The sequence below is a fragment of the Clostridium sp. DL-VIII genome, assembly GCF_000230835.1.
Taxonomy (GTDB): Bacteria; Bacillota; Clostridia; order Clostridiales; family Clostridiaceae; genus Clostridium.
Map to the genome: position 1 here is coordinate 5,455,477 of NZ_CM001240.1, position 20,763 is coordinate 5,476,239.

15 protein-coding genes are annotated in these 20,763 nt (G+C 30.0%); 2 read left to right on the forward strand and 13 right to left on the reverse strand.

Features of this window, described 5'->3' with window-relative positions:
- Window positions 1–36: 36 nt before the first annotated feature.
- From CDLVIII_RS24960 to CDLVIII_RS24980, 5 genes are all read right to left on the reverse strand, one after another.
- Complete coding sequence (locus tag CDLVIII_RS24960; protein ID WP_009172268.1) at window positions 37–1,413, reverse strand: HAMP domain-containing sensor histidine kinase; 1,377 nt, start codon at window positions 1,411–1,413, stop codon at window positions 37–39.
- Complete coding sequence (locus CDLVIII_RS24965; protein WP_009172269.1) at window positions 1,410–2,087, reverse strand: response regulator transcription factor; 678 nt, start codon at window positions 2,085–2,087, stop codon at window positions 1,410–1,412. Before CDLVIII_RS24965 ends, CDLVIII_RS24960 begins: the two co-directional genes overlap by 4 nt.
- A gap of 563 nt (window positions 2,088–2,650) precedes the next feature.
- A complete protein-coding gene (locus CDLVIII_RS24970) occupies window positions 2,651–3,892 on the reverse strand; it encodes an efflux RND transporter periplasmic adaptor subunit (protein WP_009172270.1) in 1,242 nt (413 codons plus the stop codon).
- A 65-nt stretch (window positions 3,893–3,957) separates the two neighbouring features.
- Window positions 3,958–7,062: an efflux RND transporter permease subunit gene (locus CDLVIII_RS24975; protein WP_009172271.1), complete on the reverse strand. Its 3,105-nt coding sequence runs from the start codon at window positions 7,060–7,062 to the stop codon at window positions 3,958–3,960.
- Between the two features lie 265 nt (window positions 7,063–7,327).
- Entirely contained in the window at window positions 7,328–8,176 is an 849-nt protein-coding gene (locus tag CDLVIII_RS24980) for a Cof-type HAD-IIB family hydrolase (RefSeq protein ID WP_242835800.1), read from the reverse strand.
- Window positions 8,177–8,286: 110 nt separating this feature from the next.
- Here CDLVIII_RS24980 and CDLVIII_RS24985 point away from each other — a divergent pair, with 110 nt between their 5' ends.
- Window positions 8,287–9,153 (forward strand): MurR/RpiR family transcriptional regulator, encoded by an 867-nt coding sequence (locus tag CDLVIII_RS24985; RefSeq protein WP_009172273.1) that lies wholly within the window; start codon window positions 8,287–8,289, stop codon window positions 9,151–9,153.
- 268 nt (window positions 9,154–9,421) lie between these two features.
- On the opposite strand, the gene fliB is transcribed toward CDLVIII_RS24985, so the two are convergent.
- Both fliB and CDLVIII_RS24995 read right to left on the reverse strand, forming a co-directional pair.
- Window positions 9,422–10,564 (reverse strand): flagellin lysine-N-methylase, encoded by a 1,143-nt coding sequence (gene fliB / locus CDLVIII_RS24990; RefSeq protein ID WP_009172274.1) that lies wholly within the window; start codon window positions 10,562–10,564, stop codon window positions 9,422–9,424.
- 110 nt (window positions 10,565–10,674) lie between these two features.
- Window positions 10,675–12,132 (reverse strand): MFS transporter, encoded by a 1,458-nt coding sequence (locus CDLVIII_RS24995; protein WP_009172275.1) that lies wholly within the window; start codon window positions 12,130–12,132, stop codon window positions 10,675–10,677.
- A 184-nt stretch (window positions 12,133–12,316) separates the two neighbouring features.
- Between CDLVIII_RS24995 and CDLVIII_RS25000 the strand changes: the two genes are divergently transcribed.
- Complete coding sequence (locus CDLVIII_RS25000; RefSeq protein WP_009172276.1) at window positions 12,317–13,189, forward strand: LysR family transcriptional regulator; 873 nt, start codon at window positions 12,317–12,319, stop codon at window positions 13,187–13,189.
- Window positions 13,190–13,332: 143 nt separating this feature from the next.
- Here CDLVIII_RS25000 and CDLVIII_RS25005 read toward each other — a convergent pair whose 3' ends face one another.
- The 6 genes from CDLVIII_RS25005 to CDLVIII_RS25030 all read right to left on the reverse strand — a co-directional run bounded on the left by CDLVIII_RS25005 (window position 13,333) and on the right by CDLVIII_RS25030 (window position 20,697).
- Complete coding sequence (locus CDLVIII_RS25005; protein WP_009172277.1) at window positions 13,333–14,343, reverse strand: U32 family peptidase; 1,011 nt, start codon at window positions 14,341–14,343, stop codon at window positions 13,333–13,335.
- 238 nt (window positions 14,344–14,581) lie between these two features.
- Window positions 14,582–15,922, reverse strand: coding sequence for a hypothetical protein (locus tag CDLVIII_RS25010; protein ID WP_009172278.1), 1,341 nt, complete (start codon window positions 15,920–15,922; stop codon window positions 14,582–14,584).
- A 192-nt stretch (window positions 15,923–16,114) separates the two neighbouring features.
- Entirely contained in the window at window positions 16,115–17,170 is a 1,056-nt protein-coding gene (locus tag CDLVIII_RS25015) for a serine hydrolase domain-containing protein (protein ID WP_242835801.1), read from the reverse strand.
- Window positions 17,171–17,475: 305 nt separating this feature from the next.
- A complete protein-coding gene (locus CDLVIII_RS25020; protein ID WP_009172280.1) occupies window positions 17,476–18,060 on the reverse strand; it encodes a nitroreductase family protein in 585 nt (194 codons plus the stop codon).
- Window positions 18,061–18,094: 34 nt separating this feature from the next.
- Window positions 18,095–18,712, reverse strand: a complete 618-nt coding sequence (locus CDLVIII_RS25025; RefSeq protein WP_009172281.1) for a hypothetical protein — start codon at window positions 18,710–18,712, stop codon at window positions 18,095–18,097.
- Window positions 18,713–18,930: 218 nt separating this feature from the next.
- The gene (locus tag CDLVIII_RS25030; RefSeq protein WP_009172282.1) at window positions 18,931–20,697 is read right to left on the reverse strand and encodes a right-handed parallel beta-helix repeat-containing protein; all 1,767 of its coding nucleotides are present in this window, start codon (window positions 20,695–20,697) and stop codon (window positions 18,931–18,933) included.
- Window positions 20,698–20,763 lie beyond the last annotated feature (66 nt).

Consider the following 20,763-nt stretch of genomic DNA (forward strand, 5'->3'; position numbering starts at 1 on the left):
CTTAAGCGGAAGACAAAGCACAATCTGTGATATCTTCTATTTTTTTAATTCTATCTTAAAAGATACTCCAACATTTTCATTGGTCGCCCATATATGCCCATCATAAGATTCTATAATTCTCTTAGCTATTGCTAACCCCAATCCAAATTTACCTTTTTTACCTTTTTTGAAGGGCTTAAATAACTCATTTAACGATGATTCTTCAATTAATTCTCCATCATTATATATTTCAAGTAATATTGAATCACCACTTGTCTTTACACTAATTCTAACTTTACTTCTACTATATCTAATTGCATTCTCTAAAATATTCTCAACTATGACTTTCCACTGTTCATAGTCTCCTAATATTATTATATTTTCTAGTTCTAGCTTCCAATTAAGCTCTTCTCTTCTGAACCTAAATCTATCGACGGTTTCCTCAATTAATTCTTTCATATTAATAATTTCTTCTATTCTTTTGTGCTGCAACAAATAGTCAAGCTTAGTTAAATAAAGCAGATCTTTTATTCTCTTCTCTAGTCTTTCTGCTTCACTATCAATTACAAGCATTGTACTACTCAAGTCGCCTTTAGGAAATATTCCATCTCCAACAGATTGAGCATAACTTCTTATAACCATCACAGGAGTTTTCAATTCATGGGATATATTTTGAAGCATCCATTGCTGAGCTTCATCATTTTTTACAAGCTGCTGCCTCATGGATTCAATTGCCTCAGATAATTCACCTATCTCATCTTTTCTATCTACACTTATTGGAGTATTCCATTCCTTTTGACCAATCTTCTCTACGTTTTCTTTTAATGACTTTATAGGTTTTGATAAATAACTAGCAAGTTTTCTAACTATTATTAAACTAAAAAAGCTTGCAATGATAGTCATCAAAATGATCTTTCTAGCAATCTGCTTATATAGTTTCTCAGCCTGAAGATCTCTTGTATATGAAAAGACAAAACCACTTTTATCATCAAAACTGTATTTTCTTATTACGTAAAATACATTATCATTATTTCTAACATACGTATATCTTTGACTTTCTGAAGTTTGATTTTCATATTGATTTAATACTTCATTCCATAATTCTTTAGAAGATTTTTCATCTGAAAGAATGTGCTCTATATTTTCTGTAGTAGCGATTGGATAAATAATACTTTTTAATATCCTTTCCCCATTGTTATTCTCTGAAATTGTACCTGAAAACTGGGTATAGTTTTTGCCATCCACCATATTTGTAATTACATTTTTTTGTGAATTCTCTATGAGTTCATAGGCTTTATCATAAAGAAAATTTTTAAAGGTTAATAAACTTATAGTTACTAGAATGCCTATAATAAAAAGCATCATAGCTGAGAAAACAATCCATATTTGAAAAGCAATTGATTTATTACTTAAAAATTTTGAAACTCTGCTCATTCCTTAACCATCCTGTATCCATAACCATAAACCGTTTCTATTCTAAGGTTTGGCATTCTTTTTCTAAGCCTTCTTATAAGATCGTCTACAACCCTATCACTTCCGAAATACTCATCTCCCCAAATATTATGTAATATTTGTTCTCTTGAAAAAGCAATAAGCTGATTTTTAACAAATAACATGAGAATATCAAATTCTTTTGAAGTTAAAGCAATTGTTTCTTCTTCTCTCTTTACTATACGTTTTTTTTCATCTATAGTGTAACCACAAATCTGAGATACTGTCTGAACATCTCTTTCTACTTCTTGGCCATATACCCTTTCAATAAGTTTTTTTGTACGTATAACCAGCTCTCTAGGTAGAAATGGTTTGGCAATGTAATCATCACTGCCAAGCTCCAAGCCAATCACTCTATCTAAGTCAGCATCACGTGCAGATATAAAAACAACAGGTGTTTGCTTATTATTTTCTTTAATTTCTTTTATAAGCTGATATCCATCAATATCTGGCAGCATAATGTCCAATATCCATAAATGTGGATTAACTTCAATAGCTGCTCTTGCTGTTTCACCATTAAAAAAAGAAGTTACATTAAAGCCCTCTTTTTCAAGATAAGATTTTAATATCTGATTTAAATTTTCTTCATCTTCTACTAAGTAAATATTATAATTCATCTTAACACCACCTTTATGGACTAAATTAAATTCCTACACATTCTATAATTAATTCCATAGTTCATACTCTAAAGTATATTTTGATTTTCTAATAAAGTATTATAAATAAGAATATCAAATCAATGATTCTTTACGTATAACTTTGTTCCTCTATTATAACATTACCACTTAATTCTATCTCACTAGTTATTTAATATTATTATTAGAAATTCTGACGTCCTATATTTACTTTTTTGTATTATTAATATAGGTATACAAATCATGATTTAGACTTAGTAGATAAATATACTATTATATTTACCAACTTTTAAGTGAATATCTTCACCAGAAATCATAAATATTTTTACGAAGAAGGCATTAAAAAATGAGCTGATTAAGGTTCTTAGCTGTAGGTTGTCACATTTTAGCTTGTCACGCTGAAAGCGGGAGCATGCTGAAATGTGTGCAACCTGCTGCTTAGAACCTTCAGCTATATTTTTTTTAGTCCTTAGGAGTAACAATATTTATGATTTCGGTAAGTTACCACATAAGTCTAAGTTATAGTTGGGTTACCTATATAAATTTTAGGAATTACTTATATTGACCTTATCGCCATCATTTAAAAAACTCTGTCCTTCTATAATAACATTATCCCCAAGTTCTACGCCGCTAGTTATTTCGGTATACTTTCCATCAGAAATTCCAACACTTACTGGTATTTTTTTCACTTTATCGTGAGCTACTTCATATACATATTGAACTCCATTATTCACAACTATTGCATTACTTGGAAGTGCAAGTATATTATCTTTTTTATCATTTGGAAGCAATATCTTCACTACCATTCCTGATTTTAAAGAAGCGTCATCATTCACCAGTTTCACTTTTACATTATATAATTGAGTTTTAGAATCAGCTGTGGGGCTTATATTATCTATAACTCCTTCAAAATTCTTATCTTCAAGAGAATTAACTTTTACTTCCACGGATCCTCCTATTGCTATACCAGATAAATCCTTATCACTTATGTTTATTTCACCAATAGAACTGCTATTATCTGCTATAGTAATTACACTTTTAGAACTTGATACTATTTCTCCTGCATCACTATCTCTTTCTGAAACAACTCCATCAATTGGTGCTTTAACTACAGTATTGTCTAATTGCGCCTGAGCTAAATCTACTGCACCCTGTGCCTGTTCCACCTGAGACTCAGCTACAGCTGCCGTCTGACTTCCAACTTTATTATTTAAAAGATTTAAGTTATCATTAGCCGAGTTAAGCTGTGTCTCAGCTGAATTAAGTTTAGATTGTGCATCGTCTAAATCCTGCTTGGTAGAAGCTCCTGCCTCATATAGTGTTTTTACCTTATCAAATGCACTTTTAGCATCATTATATGCATTTTGTGCTAAACTTTGATCTGATTTAGCCTGAATTAATTTCTGCTTAAACTCCGAATCACTTGTGAGGGTTAAATTAGCTTGTGCCGAACTCAAAGCACCCTGCGCCTGCTTATATTGTGCCTGTAATTCAGCTGAATCTAACGTAAATAATACATCCCCTTTTTTAACTTGTTGCCCTACTTCAACATTCATAGTTGCGATTTTGCCAGATATTTTTGGAGCAACTGTTACCTCACTATTCGCTTTTAAGGTGCTTCCATACTCTGTATAATTTTCAATAGAAGTTGTACTAACAGCAACAGTTTTAACATTCTTAGGATCATTTGTATTACTAGTACTTTTAGTGCATCCTGCAAGAAGCATTGATGCTGCTAAGATAATACTTGCCAATATTGTATATTTTCTAAGTTTAATACTTTTCATAATTTGTCTCCTTTCACTTTAAATATCACGCGCTTCAGCTATTTTAGCATAGTTTAGTTATACCTCTATAGTTTATTGCTGACCCCTTTTTTACTATTTCTTCTCTCTAAAATTCTCTTTTTCATATCATCAATCAGTGTATACACAACTGGAATAAGTACTGGAGATAATATTGTAGAGGTAATCATGCCCCCAATAAGTGCTATAGACATTCCTGATCTATATTCACTTCCTTGACCCATGGCCAATGCTGTTGGAAGCATACCAACAATCATAGTTATTGTAGTCATCATGATTGGTCTAAGTCTTGTACTTCCTGATTCTATAAGAGCTTCTCTTAAAGGCATTCCTCTCTTCATCAATGTATTCGTATAATCGATAAGCAGAGTTCCATTTTTAGAAGCAAGACCATCAAGCATTATCAGTCCAATCATTGTTACGATATTTAAAGTATTTCTAGTAATGACCAAAGCTATTAATGCTCCGATCATTCCACATGGAAGTGATAACATCCTTAAAAAAGGTGTAAGCCAAGATTCATATAGAACAACCAATATCATATATACAAGTACTATAGATACAGCCAAAGCTTCAATTAGCGATTTAAAAGAAGTAACCATATTTTGCTGATCTCCTCCGTAAGTCACTTCATAACCTGTAGGCATATCTTCATTTTCAATAGCTTTTTTAATATCTGTATTTACACTTCCTACTGTTCTGCCTTGTACATTTGCATATATAGTCACCATTTCATCTCTATCCATTCTTAATTGTTCCTGTGGGCTATCACCTAAAGACACCTTTGCAACTTGATCTAATGGTACTTGTGTTCCAGAGGAATTAGCTATCATTATTGAAGACATCTGATCTTTAGTTTTAACTTGTCCATCTTGAAATTTGACAGTCATATCATATTCATCACCATCTTTTCTATATACACCAGCATCTGTGCCTTGGTTAGATGCCGCCTTAAGAGCACTTGCAATATCTGATGGCTTAATTCCAAATTGTGCAGCTGCTGTTCTATCAACTTCAACATCAATTTCATTTTCGTTAGCTTTCATACTATTACTAACATCTGTTGTTCCTTTAATGTCTTTTACCATACTCTCTGTTTTATCACCTAGATCTTTTAAAACTTCTGCATTAGGACCAATTATATTTATAGCAATAGGCTTTGCTCCATCTCCATTATCTTGTGAAAGTCCATTGCTTTCATTTACAGAAACATCAACCCCTGTCAAACTCTTGCTCCATTCCCGTATTTCCTGAGCAACCTCACCTTGACTCTTCTTTCTTTTACTCTTCTCTTTTAAATTAACGTTAATCGTTGCTGAAGATTCATTATCACTTCCAATTACAGTAAAATATTCACTTACTTCTGGTACACTTTGTAAATGTTCTTCTAATTCCTTTACTTTTTCATCTGTATCCGTTATATCTGAACCAGGACTTAAATCAACATTAATTGTAAATTTACTTTGATCTGTTGTTGGCAGAAATTCTGTCTTAATAGCTTTAAAAGGAATAAGTAATATACTAAGTGTGAACATTACCATGACAATACTTACAACTTTCCATCTATTATCTAGTGACCAGAGCAAAAATCTTTTGTATTCTTCATTTGCTTTATCAAATAGCCTTGTCATAAATCCTTTTTTAGCTTTAACTTTATGATCATTGATCTCTATATCATCTTTTTTCTCCTTAAGTAATCTTGACGCTAACATTGGAGTAAGAGTGAAAGAAACAATAAGCGAAAATATTGTTGCGAATATTACTGTAAGTCCAAACTGCCTGAAAAATTGTCCAACCATTCCAGACATGAAAGCAACTGGCCCAAAGACTACTATGTCACATAAGGTTATTGATATAGCTGCCATTCCTATTTCATCACGTCCATCTATAGCTGCTCTTATAAGTCCCTTCCCCTGACTCAGGTGCCTTTGAATATTTTCGAGTACAACTATAGAATCATCTACCAATATTCCTATTGATAAAGATAAAGCCAAAAGTGATAACATATTAAGTGTAAAATTAAAAACATACATCATAAAAAATGTGGCAAGAAGCGATGTAGGTATTGCAACAAGAACTATTAATGAAGATTTTATACTCTTTAGAAATAGAAACATTATAACACTTGTTGTGATTATACCTTCAATAAGACCTATTTTAACTTCTGATAAAGATTCATTAATAAAGGTAGAAGAATCGTCTGCTATACTAACATTAATTCCACTTGGCAAAGTCTTCTCTATACTTTTCAGCTCTTCTTTAACAGCCTTTGTTGTTTCAACTATATTTGCATCACTTTGTTTTTTTACGAATATACCTATGGAGCTTTCTCCATTTAACCTTACTAGTTCACTTTCATCTGGATAATCCAGCTTTATATCTGCAATATCTTTAAGTCTTATAGTTCCTCCATTTGTCATTGGTATTTGAATATTTTCTATATCTTCTATATTTTGAAACTCACCAAGAACCCTCATGGTCTCTTTAGAATTTTCCTGCTTAAGCTGACCTGCTGGAATATTTACATTTTCACTTTGCAGCTTGCTTACGATAGTATTAATGCTTATGCCATATTGCTCCATAGAAGTTTTATCAACATCAATCATTAATTCCTTTTGAACTGCTCCTTCTAAAGTCACCTCCCCAACTCCACTGATCTTTTCTAAAGATTTTTGAATATCATCTGCTGCGTTATAAAGTTCGCCATAAGGTAATGAACTTGAAACTGAAATCATCATAACTGGAGCTGCATTTTTATCTGCCTTTTTTATAACAGGTTTTGAAGCGCCTTCTGGAAGTTTATTTGAAATATCTCCCAATGCCTGTTGAACATCCATAAATGCTGAGTTCATATCTGTATTCATGGTAAATTTAATTATGGTGTAGCCATAGCCTTCCACTGATCCAGACTTTAAGGTATCAATACCGCTTATGCCAGATACCGCATCCTCTATTGGCTTTGTGACATTTTCTTCTATTTCTTTGGTACCTGCCCCACTATATGTAGTTGTTATTGTTATAACAGGAGCATCAATTGCTGGAAATAAATCAGCTCCTAAATTTGCATATCCGAATATTCCTAGTCCCATAATCAAAGCAACCACTATAATTATGCTTAAAGGTTTTTTTACTGCTAATTCAGTAATTTTCATTTCCTCTCCTCCTAATCGAATAAAATAATTATATATATAAATTTCACTAAGAAACTTCATTTCTTTAAGCTTGTTTTCATTTTAAACAATATTTGTGTAAAAATTATCATAGAATTATGTGAAATTATGTGATAAAAAAAATAACCCATGGCAATATTAAAATTAAATATTGTCATGGGTTTAATTATTAATAATTATCTTTATGTATTTCTATTATTGGTCTTGCAGCTGTTCCATCATTTTGCATCACCAAACTTCAATATTATTAATATTCCTTAAATATAAATTTTTCGATTAATTCAGCAACAACACCTTCATTATTATCAGCTTCAGTTGTATAATTGCAGACTTTTTTCACGTCCTCAACAGCATTTCCAGCAGCTACTGATAATCCTGCTACCTTTAACATGGACATATCATTGTAGTTATCCCCTACAGCAATTATATCTTTAATATCAATATCTAAAATTTCTGCTAAATCAATTAAACCGCTTCCCTTGTCCACACCTAGAGCATTGAATTCCATGTACCGATTTGATGAATAACTTATAACACAATGCCCATCTGTAATATTCTTCATTTCTGGTTCTAAACTCATCAAATATGGCACATCTATATTCTGGTATAGAATTTTAGCAATTGGTTCATCTTTTAAAGCATCTACTGTATTTTCTTTCATAATAATGCATTCTAATTTCTGGTTTTTGAGCCTTTCCTTCTCGCTTTCTGATAAATTATAAATATATAATTTATCTTTTGTATAAACATGTATACAAACGTCTTTCGTCAAACCATACTCAAAAATTTCTTTCATTTTCTCAAACATTAACCCTTTAAATTTTAGCAATTTACCTTCTTTATTCTCTGTTAATGCACCTCCATTAAAAGAAATAACATATTCTCCAGCCTCATCATACAATCCCAAAACTTTTAAATCACGTTTAATAGATTCATAGCCTCTCCCTGTGGCCGGTACAAATTTAACCCCATATTCATTTTTGGCTCTTTTTATTAAATTAATATTTCTTTGACAAATTACATGATTGTCGTTTAATAATGTTTCATCCATATCACAAGCTATTAATTTATATCCCATTATTATTTCTCCTTCCATGCTATATATTTTTCCTGCTGCTTCTTTGTAACTCTATAAATTGTTCTGATGAAAATATTTCTTATTAATGCTAAAATGAAAATATGAAATTTATTAAGGAGGCATTTAACATGACAATTTATAACTTGCTTCTATATGCAAATAATCTAACAGAAACAGAAAAATTACTTGCTGATTACATATTAAAAAATCAAGAGCAAGTTGCTGGTATGTCATTAGATGAATTGGCAAAAGTATCTTTTTCATCAATATCTACTATACATAGATTATGTAAAAAAATTGGCCTCAATGGTTTTAAAGAATTTAAAATCAAATTTGTTGAAGAGTTATATTCTAAAATGAATAAACCAGAAATTATTGATATAAACTTCCCTTTTAAAAAAGATGATTCACAATTTCAAATTGCTGTTAATATAAAACAACTTTACATTGATACCCTAAACAATACCTTCTCTTTTTTTGATACTGAGCAGCTTAAGGATGCAGTTGACTTAATTTATAATGCTGAAATAGTTGATATGTATGCTGTTACAAATAACATACAAACAGCCTTAAACTTTCAAGATAAAATGCAAAGCATTGGAAGGTACGTTAATGTCTCTTTAGTACCTATGAACCAAGTATACCGTGCCGCTGCTTCTAATAGTAAAAATAAACAAGTAGCAATTATTCTTTCCTATTCAGGAAAAACTCCTGAAATTAAAGAAATTGCTTTAGTTCTAAAGCGAAAAGAAATTGAAACATTAGTCATCTGCTCAGCTCAAGAAAACTATCTAACTAAATTATTTAATTATCATATCTTTGTTTCCAGTAAAGAAAATTTAAAGAAAAAGATATCACACTTTTCATCTCATATTGCTACGCAATATGTCCTGGATATAATATTTTCTTGTATTTTTAATAAGGATTACGAAAAAAATATGGAATACCGTTTAAATGAATTTAATAGATTAGATCATCGACAAGTAGAAGAATAATATAATTTCTTAAATATTTTTTGTATGCATTCTTCAGATTTTTATCGTCCTCATTTCAATTATATTCAATAATAGGTATTAGTTATATACATATTATTAAAACAGATATTTATTTTCAAATATATCTCTTAACTCTGCATTTATCTAAAAATTTTTTTCAATCTCAATAAATAAAAACCTGCGAAAATCCAAATGTAAATTTTCGCAGGTTCTATGACTAAAGTAGCTTTAAATTCTTCTCACATAATTTATACTTACTTATTAACTATTAAAATAATGTTATAAAACACAGATATCCGACTTCTATAAGCACATCACCAAAACCTTCTCTAAAAAATTCTAAAACAGCTTCAGTATTATTTTCAATAATCCTTGAAAAGGCAACAATATAATCCTTTAGATATTCAATATTTATTTCTTCTTTTTCATCCATACAATACTTCAAAAATACAGCATACCTCACCAGTAAATACTCCAATATGATCATCTGGAATGAAACCGTAAATTCCTCAACATCATTACTTGTGCAGCTGCTTAAAATTTTCGATACAATACAATTTTCAATGAAATTATCATATTGCTTAAGTAAATCTTTATAATTATACCATTTAGCACAAATGCTTGTAATTTCAATATCTTGAGCATATTCGGAAATACTTGTTAATACAGATTTAAAAATAGGAACTTCTTTATAATTCTGTGTAATATCTAGAAATAGATAATTAATTTCTTCAATTGACTCATTTACGTTTAGTTCTATTTCCTTATACATATCTATACGATGCTTTATATACTCTCTATCATTATACTTTTCTATTTCTTCTAATAAATCATCTTCACTAAAACTCTCATTTTCTAAAATAGTTGACAGCATTTGAAATCCAATAATCATCTTATGCTCTAGTGAAAAGTTTTCCTGCTGCAGAAGGTTAACTAGAATTCCCCTAATTTTAAGTTCTGAAGAATTACTTTTTAAATCAGTACCATTTTCCAAAGACATATTTATTTTTCCATCCATACTACTTATGATTTCTACTACTTCAGGACATGCACATGATAACGAAAGTTCTTTCCTGTCTTCAAAGATGCTCTCCAATCTTGGAAACACATGACAAGTTAAAGGTAAACTCTCCTCCCCATTACTTTTCACTATATTACATAATCCCTGTTTATCTAGAAATGGGCACGCTTCTTCAGTTTTCTTATTTACAAAATACTCTTTTTTGCCTTTGCCTTTTTTTGTTTTTACATTATCTAAAATATAATCAAATTTCTCTTTTTTCCATTTATTATATATATCTGCATCTATGCTAACATCCCAGCCTTCGCAACAGGTAAACCTGCATTTATCAGCTATGCACTTAAACTTTTCATAATTTGAGATCTTCAAGGTATTTGTTGCTCTATTCATATAATTTAACTCCAATTTTATTATAATGATTAATATTAACTTTAACATTAATCATTATAATAGAATTTTCTTGCTTTCGTATACTCATCTATGAAATAATCTATAAAATTTTATAAATTACTCGCTGCTTCTTCATTAACAGAACTGCTTTTACTTTTTAAATACAGAAGAATAAAACTTAAAATTAATGCAGCTATAAAAAAAACAGTGAAAAATTTAAAACTAGAATCTATAGAATTAACCAAGTTACCATTTATATTTATAATGTTTAAATTTCCTATTCCTATTATCGCTTTAGAAACTACATCAGCAGGTATAATCATTTCTATTGTTAATATGACTAGTGTCTGACTTAATGCTTTACCAACATTCATTATAGTATAATGCATACCTGATGCTGAACCCGCTTGTTCTTTAGGAACTGCTGACAATACAGTTTTCGCTAACGATGGCCAGGCTAATCCATTTGCTATTGATAATAATATTAATGGTGCGACTATAGCTTTAATTGATAGCTCTCCCCCAAGATTTCCAAGAAAGAATATTCCTATAATAAGAAATACTATTCCAAATGTAAGAGTCTTTAATGATCCTATATGATCTACAAGTTTACCTGCAAATGGGCCCAATATAAGCTGTGGTACAGATAGTGAAATCATTAATAGCCCTGACATCGTAGGACTTAAATGTAATGCACTTTGCAAGTATATGCTCAATAATAAAGGTAATGAAAAATATGCAATGCAATAACATAATGTAATTACAAGTCCAATTGAATAATTTCTGTACAAAAGCAACTTGAAATTAAATAATGGATTTTCTACACGTAATTCTGTAATTATAAATGCAATCCATAATAAAATTGTAACTATATATAATCCTAAAGTTTTATATGATACCCATCCTAATGATTGTCCTTCTGAAAGTACTATCATCGTTAATATTAACCCTAGGCTAAATGTTAGTATGCCTATCCAATCATTTTTTTGATTAATATTAGGTTTAGTCTCTTCCATTACTAAAAATGCTCCAATTATGCAAAGAAATACAAAAGGTACTGTAATAAAAAATATTGATCTCCAACCAAAGCTGCTAATTAAAGCCCCACCCGCTACTGGTCCAATTATTGCTCCAATAACCCATGAAGTAGCATTAATACTCAAGGCTAGTCCAAGCTCACTATTATGAAAAGTCTTAATTATAGTTGGAGTTGCAGTTGCCATGGCTAAGGCTGCTCCACCTCCTTGAATTAACCTATATAAATTTAAAGTCAATCCTGAACTTGCAATTCCACAAAGTATTGTACCAAATGCAAAAATTATAAGTCCTAACATGAAAATACGCTTTGTTCCAACTGTATCTGCCCATTTTCCAGCAGGTAATATTAAAACTGTACTTGCTATAATATAACCTGTAATTATCCATAATCCCGATGTTACAGAGATATTTAATCCCTCCATCATCTTAGGTAATCCTATTATTACTATAGTTGAATCTAAATTTGTAATAAATGAAACTAATGTAACAACAAGTAGAATGCTCCATTTGTGTGATTTAGAATTTGTCATATAATCTCCTTATTTATAAATGGAATAAATTTTCGAGTGTAGATAAACGCTTATATGATTCATCCCATCGAAGCCATTTAATTTTGTTTTCTATATATAGTTTACAAGAGATTATATATCATGTAAAATGATTATATAAGATATAAAGATTCACTTTTAGTGATTTATATATTGGGGTGATAAAATGGAAAGTAGTGAATTAAGAATTTTCAGAGCTGTTGCTCAAGCAGGCAGCATAACAAAGGCTGCGCAGGCTCTGGGATATGTTCAATCTAATGTTACAGCTAGAATTCAACAATTAGAGTCTGATTTAAATACACAACTTTTTTATAGACAGCGAGGTATGATTTTAACTCCTACAGGTGAGAAATTACTAGCTTATGCCGAAAAAATCATTTATTTATTGGATGAAGCTGATAAAGCCTTAAATGATTGTTGCGATCCTTCAGGAAGTTTATCAATTGGTGCTGTTCACACAGTATCTGCAATACGTCTTCCTGAAATCTTATCTCAGTATCATAAAGCTTACCCTAAAGTTGATCTGTCTCTTATAACAAGTCAATCAGATGAACTTATTTATAAAATAAAACACTTCCAGTTAGATGGAGCTTTTGTCAAAGCTCAGTCCTTTAGTGATGAGAATATCGTAAGTGAACTTGTAGTCGAAGAAACCTTAGTTCTAATATCAAGTCCTAAATATGATAATATAGAAGATCTATATTCAAAACCATTTTTGATGAGTACAGCAGGATGTCCTAATAGAACACAGCTTGAAAACTGGCTCAAATCCAAAAGCATTCATAATATTCGATATATGGAATTTAATAATTTAACTTCTATTATTGAAGGCGTTATTGCTGATCTTGGTGCATCCTTTGTACCCAAGTCTACTATTGAATATTATGAAAAGAAAGGACTTCTAAAATCATTCTCAGTACCTGATAAATACAATACTACAAAAACATTTTTTATAAGGCGGAAAGATTCTTTAATGACTAGTTCTCTTTCAAAATTTATCGAAATTATTGAGTTAAATACACCATATAAAAGAATTTAGAGTCTTAGTTAATTAAAACCATTCACAACTAATGATATTATAAGTATAATAAAGAACTCATAAGAATCCATGTTCTGAATTCTTATGAGTTTTGTGTTTTTTTCTATTAATAAATAAACTCATCACCTTTAAAATCATTATATTTAATAATAACATTGTCCATTGCATTTGCCATTAAACAACTTGTCTTTTACTCTTTTTTCATAAGTACTGCTATCCTCAATATCCTCTAACATGTTTATGGCTATCTTTAAATTTTCCACGTCTCTTTTCATATTCTCAATGGAATTTCCTCTTCCAACCACTTTTAAATGTGTAACCCCAGCCTTCTTTAATCTTTTTAAAGAACATAGCCCGCAGCCAGTACTTCCAAGAACATACGAATCTTCTATTTCATTTTCCATATCACATTGATCTTCCACATAAAATTCTTCATTATTATTATTTTCCTGCTCTTGATAATAAACTTCAATCTTCCTCTCAACATCCTTAAAATTATTTGCATATTTACTCACTTTTGATAAATGATATGGCATTTTACACAAATGTATCATTTCATCACAATGCAGCGAATTACAAAAAGCTCCAGTATAATGGCATCTCTCATTTAAGATAAATGCTTCATATTCCAGACTTTCCATTTTGCTATTACTTATACATGATTCCATATCTTCGATTGAATTCTTTCTATGAAATATATATCGTGATATACCAAGCTTATTAAAAAAGTCAATGGAAAGACGATTTAATTCAGCACATTCACCACTTAAATGTACAGAGCATTTTATATTCTTTTCTTTTAAATATAGTATAAGTGCAATGTCTGCTATAATAAAATCATTAAATCCAATATCTATTAAAGCTTTTATCATTTTAGCTATCATTTCATATTGTTCTTCAAGATAATATAAATAATTAAAAGTTATACTCACCGGTACCTTATATATATCAACCATTTTTTTAAGTATCTTCATGTCTTCAAAAGATCCTATCTGAATGTTATAGTAAAGCACTTCTCTTCTATTTAACGGAAACAAATTACTATATTTCTTATTCCATTCATACGGAACATATCCACAAAATACTTCATCTGCTCCAGCTTTCACAAGGGTTATATAATCATCAATAGATCCTAGTCCTGCTACTATCTTCATTACGTTTTCCTCCTAAGCCACTATCAAATAAATAACGAGTCCACTTGCAAGGCTATTTCCCATCATGCTACGTCAACAAAATGTCCTAATAGGCTTGGCTATGAGCTCATTTTATTTCCTGCCCTGATGAAAAATATCCATTGCAATTTTGGACTTGTTATTTATTTTCATGTGCCTAAACACATGAAAAAACAATAGACAAGTATATTAATCTATTACCTTCTTTATTACGCCTATATCATATAAAATTTAAAACTATTCTATCTATCCCATTACTTATATAATACTCTAATTCTTTTGGATCTTTAAGCAAAGTATCATCAAAAGCAAATAAAGAATTATATATTCCAACCATTTTTAAATGCTTTGGATAAGCAAAAACATAATCAGTGCAGTACTTTTGGCAGCCATCAACAAGTTTCTGATTTCCTCTATCAAAGCTCTCACACATTGCATATAGGGGACAATATTGTGAGGTATTTGTTACATAAAACGGAATATGCATACTATTATGTCCTTCTGCAATAGCTATTCTATAACCACAATTTTCATATTCATATCGTTCTATTTTACATTCTTTCAAAAAGCTATTAAAAATTGAACTATTAAGGCTATTTTCTGCCATAAGCTTTTTATTTTCCATATATACTTTCTTATAAATATATCTTGGATCTTTTTTTCGCTTATTTAATAACACTCCTAGTGACAACTTTAAATAATCAGTTTTATCTTCAAGCAGCTTAAGCATTCCAAAATCATTTACTATAATCTCTATTGATTTATTATTTTCATTACACCAGCTGTATACCTTATCTATAATATCCTTTGTTTTTTCTATAAAGCAATCTCTCATATATGTAAAACATAGTGTTATTTGAAGTTCTTCCCGCTTAGCTTTCTGCATCATATTCATTAACAGTTTTACTTCTGGAAATAAATTATGGCAAAATTCATTTCCAATATAAAGTCTGTTTATATCCTTTTGAAATAACTTATGATTGTCTACAAAATTTTCTTTTAAATAACTATTCTTAAATGCTTCTATATTATTATCTCTATACTCTTTATACAAAATATAATTATCTAAAGTGATAGCTAATTCTATTGAATCTAGAGAATTCTCATTATAGTCTGAATAATTTAGCTTTGACAGCCAGTCTTTTTTCTGCTCTAAATAATATTCATAAAAGTCATAATCAAGTTCTGCTGGATAATCAACCATTTCCTTTGAAAATTCATTACTATCCCCAAAGGTTTTTAATGTAATATAGTTTGAATAATTTTTAAAAATCTTTCTTACATTAATTAAATATTCCTGTGATTTGATATCAAAAATATAAGTTAAATCAAAATCACCTTTTCTTTTTTCTAAAATACTATAATTTTCTATCATTATTTCTTCATATCTACACTCATCAAATATATAAAATACTACTTTTATGCAATCTATTTTACTTATTTCCTCAGCGGTGCGCACAGTTAGTCTTTTAGGAGATATTTTTAATATGCGTACTTCTTTGTCATCTAATAAACAACTTACAAGCCCAGATGGCAATAATTCAACTTCTTCTGGTTCCAATATAATACCTCCTAAAATAATGTCATATCCTTTAACTTTTTTTCAAATGATTTTAAGTTTATTTTTCCATTAATTATTCCCTTTAAATTTATCATTTTATATATGTTGCAATTGATTTTCCACATTTAACCTCTGGATATTTATTTAGGGGATAGACATCCTAAATGTAATTTTATTATTGCAATATATATATTATTTATCTCCTAGAATTTCAAGTATTCCAGTATATAAATAACTAACATAAGGATCATCATCTTTGTTGCTTAATATAATAATTGAATATTTCTTATAAATATTTCTTCCTATATAGGAAGTATATCCTGGAAGATTTCCAATATGAGAAACAACTTTATTCCCTTCGACACTTTCATCAATAGACCACCCATACCCATAACTGGTTATTCCAGGAGTAAACATTTCGTTTAAGGATGTTCTATTAATTATTTTTTCTGCAAATAAAGCCTGCTCCCATTTATATAAATCTTCAGTAGTTGAACATATCTCTCCAGCCGAAGCTATGATTGGTCCTTCTTCATCAATCGCCTTTTCGTATTCATTGTTCTTTGCATCTATTCTAGAATAGCCAATGGCTTTATTCTTTATTGTATCCTTATTGCTTAAAAAACCTGTATTAGTTAAATTTAAAGGTTTTAATATATTTTCTTCTATATAGTCTTCATATTTTTTTTGGGATACTTTTTCTATTATATATCCAAGTAATATATAATTTGAATTGCTATACCCAAATTCTGTTCCAGGTTCAAAATCAAGCGGTTCATTTTTAAATAATTCGATGAGTTCTTCCAAAGTAAATGAATCATTTTCACTCTCTATAGATTCAGCTGAATCTACGTAATCATGAATTCCTGACGAATGGTTAAGAAGATTATAAATTTTTATTTTATCTCCCTCAGGATAATCCGGAATATATTTACTGAGAGGATCTTGAACACTTAAAAGATTCTTTTCTTGAAGCATTAAAATTGCTGTTGCTGTAAACTGTTTTGTTAACGATGCAATTTCAAAAACTGTCTGCGTTGTATTTTCAATGTTATTGTCATAATCAGCCATTCCAAATGCTTTATTTAATATTATGTTGCTACCATCTGAGACGAGAATTGCGCCATTAAACTCATTATCCTTAGAATAATTATTAATATAATCAATTATTTTTGCTTGAGTATTTTTACTAATCCCATTTGTGCTTTCTTTTAAACCAGTCGTCTCATTTCCTTCATTATTATTCACACTTACACATCCATTTAATAATAATAAATTGACAATTATTAAACATGTTACATATAATATAAATTTTTTTATCATCCTTATATTCCTCAAACCTAAAAATGCAATAATACCTAATTTTCATTTAAGTACAATATTGTTATTTTTCTTCTAACTTTCTCATATTATAACATAATTCTTCTTCAAAATATTCTTTAAGGCTAACTTTCTTGTTCATGTGTAAATACATTAATACTTAATTTATATCTATAAATAAAACACTAACGAAAATCCAAATGTTAGATCTTCGTTAGTGTTATTGTTTATTATTATTTTACAATTGTTACTGTATTCTCTTTTAACATCTTCTTCACTGGCTTTATGCCGTCTATGTAACCAACACATAGTGAGCCGCAAACCTTATGCTTTTCTGGAATTCCAAGACGTGTTAATAAGCTTCTTACATTTTCATCGCCATCAAACCAAGTTATTTGATTTATCCAGCATGCTCCAAGTTCTAAGAAATTTGCAGTTAAGAGCATGTTTTCTATGGCGCAGGCGCTATCTGCCATTGCATTACTATAAGTGCAATCATTAGATACTATAACTACAGTTGGAGCCCCGTAATAAAAACTGTAGTCATCATTTTTTGAAGCAATTTTGCCAGTTTTTTTGCTTTTATACGTATTTTCATCTACTTCTAGTCTTTCAAAAGCTGCTTTAATATATCTATTTAATTCTAAAAGAATTTCATTATTCTGAACCACTGTAAAATGCCATGTCTGAGAGTTTCCTCCACTAGGTGCATGCTTTCCTGCATCTAAGATTGTATATAAATCCTCGTCTTTTATTTGTTCTTTTTTATATTTTCTTATACTTCTTCTCGACTTTATATTTTGAATCACATTTTCCATATTAGTCCTCCTTTTTTAATAATTATATTCCATATTATTTTAACTCTAAATAGCATCTATTAACTACTTCTTTAATTTCTGAAGCTAATTCAATTTCCGATGAAATAATTAGCTGATTCATAAAATTATTATTAAAGATTTGACAGCAAAAATAATTACCGATTTCATCTATATCTTCATAATTTCTCTCTAACTTTTGAAGCAACGCTTCCTCACAGAGTCCAGTTTTATCTATAAAATAATATATATTAAGTTTATTTATGTACTTCTCTATATCCTTAAAATTATCTTTATTAACAACAAATCCAATAATATAATCTTTATCAGTTTTCTTAGATCCTTTTTTAATAGTCAAACCAAACATCGATATTTCTGGTATTTTCTTTATCTCAATTTTTTTATATACTATGTCTATACTATCTAATCTCTCTATTATTTCCTCAAATGTAATTTCTGATTCTTCCTGAGCTCCATTATATAATAGTTTAGAATCTATGACTCCCAGACATAGATTATTTCCAATCAGCTCTTTTAAAACATTTACATTAAACTCATCTTTTTGTTCTATCTCATAATATTCTATAAGGCTCTTAAATTTATTTCCATCTTCTTTATTTTTTACTTTTAATCTGCTTCTACTAAATAAAGACATGCTACCCTTCTCCTTTAACAAATAATAAGATTATTATAGCATATTCCAAAAGCCGCCACGTAAATAAATATTACATTTCTTCAGGCCGCCCCACGTTTAACTAATGAATGATATAATTAATTAAAATAACTCATGAAAATCTACACTATAAGAACTTTCATGAGTTATATGATGAATGCAAAACTCAATTTTTAAAATAATATACTTGCAGTTACTATTTAATTTACTGAATTTCCTCCTACAGATACTAAATCAGATTGATAACCTTTAATTTTAGCCATCAATTGTGTATTTAAACTATCATCTGCATCATCAGCATCTGTAAAATTCCATATAAAATCTCCCCCATTTATTCTTCCTGCATAAGTAGTCACAACACTTTCAACATTTTCTGGAGAATCCGGAGTATATTTATACATTGATGAGCTTGTATCGAAATTATTATAAGTGTGAGCTCCGCTTAAAGTTTTATATGTGCTTGGAACAACTTCATTTCTTGAGGCAGCTAAATATGCATCAAATTGAGTTGAATCTTGATTAGCATAAACTAATCTCGAAGCTTCTTCTATTTTATTATTGTAAGCTTTAATCATTCCTCCTTCCTCACCTGAGAAGGTTCCTTTACTATTATTATAGATATCTGTACCTTGTAAAGATGTTAACATTGGATATTTGCAATCTCTAAAATAATTTGCTTCTACAAAAGCTGAACTTCCCTTAGTAACACCAACTCCATATTTTGCATTGCCATCAAAATAATTATTGTACACGTGAACAGTTCCGACCCTAATTCTAGGATGCCTTGAATCTGAATGATCAAACCAGTTATGATGATATGTTACATGAAAGTCTTCTGTGTCACTCATACCGCAAAGTGATGATTTCCCTGAATCATGAAAATGATTATATGAAACTGTAATATAGTCTGATAGTTTTATGTCACAAGATCCATCACCTTTTACCTGGTCAGCATCACTTCCAGCTGCACCATAGAAAATATCATTATTATGAATCCAAATATTTTCATTATCAGTATCAAGTGAAATTCCATCATCAGGGAATAGCATAATACCAAGATTTCTAACTTCTACATTATGAGCATCTCTAACAAGTATTCCCCATCCATAGACTGTAGCATCCTCTCCTACACCTTCAAGTGTAACATTATAACAGCCTTTTAATTGAAGATATCCACTGCTATTAAGACCATTAATATCTGATGCTTTGACTTCACCTATCATACGAATAATAAGAGGTGTCTTATCATATCCCTTTTGACGTTTTGCCAAAATATCAACAAGACCTGTGCAGGTTGTTTTTGTTCCTTTGCTATTAGTTATAACATCTGCTGTTATAGTGTTTACATTGTCTGATGTTACATATAATACTTGTGCATTACTTGCTATAGTGCCATCGTTATTATATCCACCTGAGCCTGTCCCCATTGGTGAAGCTGAAGAAAACGCAAAGCCTTCCCTTGTATTTGCTTTTACACTAAGTGTCTTTGTAATTGTCTGTTCTGAGGTAACTTCTGCATTATTTGCAACGGGAACTATTTTTATTACATAATTTCCTGCTGCAAGACCTAGCACATCTGCTCTAAAATATGATGGATATTTTCTAATTAAGTCATTGTCTATTTGCTTGTACGAAGAATCTGAAGCAGATGCTCCTTTATAATACACATCATATCCAGTAGCTCCGCTAACTGGGCTCCATTCTACATTAGCTGATTCTAACCAGCCTTCACTATCTAATATAGATACTGTACTGCTTTCTACAAGTGATGTTGTAGCTTTAGCTGATACTAAAGATACTGCTGCCTGGGTAGTACTACTTGTACTAGTTACTGTATTTCCAGTACTTATAGTACTGGCGCTAACACCAAATGCTGGTGCTATTACCATTGATGATGCTAAGGCTGCTAACATTACCTTCTCTGAAACCTTTTGAACCTTCATGCTTTTTGTAATTCTTTTTTTCATCTTATCATCGCCTCTCCTTTAATTTATGTTTACATAGAGCAATCTTGATTATACGTTTACAATTAC

Coding starts and splice junctions, on each gene's coding strand:
- CDLVIII_RS24960 (WP_009172268.1), bottom strand. CDS start 1,413: ATGAGCAGAGTTTCAAAATTTTTAAGTAATAAATCAATTGCTTTTCAA.
- CDLVIII_RS24965 (WP_009172269.1), bottom strand. CDS start 2,087: ATGAATTATAATATTTACTTAGTAGAAGATGAAGAAAATTTAAATCAG.
- CDLVIII_RS24970 (WP_009172270.1), bottom strand. CDS start 3,892: ATGAAAAGTATTAAACTTAGAAAATATACAATATTGGCAAGTATTATC.
- CDLVIII_RS24975 (WP_009172271.1), bottom strand. CDS start 7,062: ATGAAAATTACTGAATTAGCAGTAAAAAAACCTTTAAGCATAATTATA.
- CDLVIII_RS24980 (WP_242835800.1), bottom strand. CDS start 8,176: ATGGAAGGAGAAATAATAATGGGATATAAATTAATAGCTTGTGATATG.
- CDLVIII_RS24985 (WP_009172273.1), top strand. CDS start 8,287: ATGACAATTTATAACTTGCTTCTATATGCAAATAATCTAACAGAAACA.
- fliB (WP_009172274.1), bottom strand. CDS start 10,564: ATGAATAGAGCAACAAATACCTTGAAGATCTCAAATTATGAAAAGTTT.
- CDLVIII_RS24995 (WP_009172275.1), bottom strand. CDS start 12,132: ATGACAAATTCTAAATCACACAAATGGAGCATTCTACTTGTTGTTACA.
- CDLVIII_RS25000 (WP_009172276.1), top strand. CDS start 12,317: ATGGAAAGTAGTGAATTAAGAATTTTCAGAGCTGTTGCTCAAGCAGGC.
- CDLVIII_RS25005 (WP_009172277.1), bottom strand. CDS start 14,343: ATGAAGATAGTAGCAGGACTAGGATCTATTGATGATTATATAACCCTT.
- CDLVIII_RS25020 (WP_009172280.1), bottom strand. CDS start 18,060: ATGGAAAATGTGATTCAAAATATAAAGTCGAGAAGAAGTATAAGAAAA.
- CDLVIII_RS25025 (WP_009172281.1), bottom strand. CDS start 18,712: ATGTCTTTATTTAGTAGAAGCAGATTAAAAGTAAAAAATAAAGAAGAT.
- CDLVIII_RS25030 (WP_009172282.1), bottom strand. CDS start 20,697: ATGAAAAAAAGAATTACAAAAAGCATGAAGGTTCAAAAGGTTTCAGAG.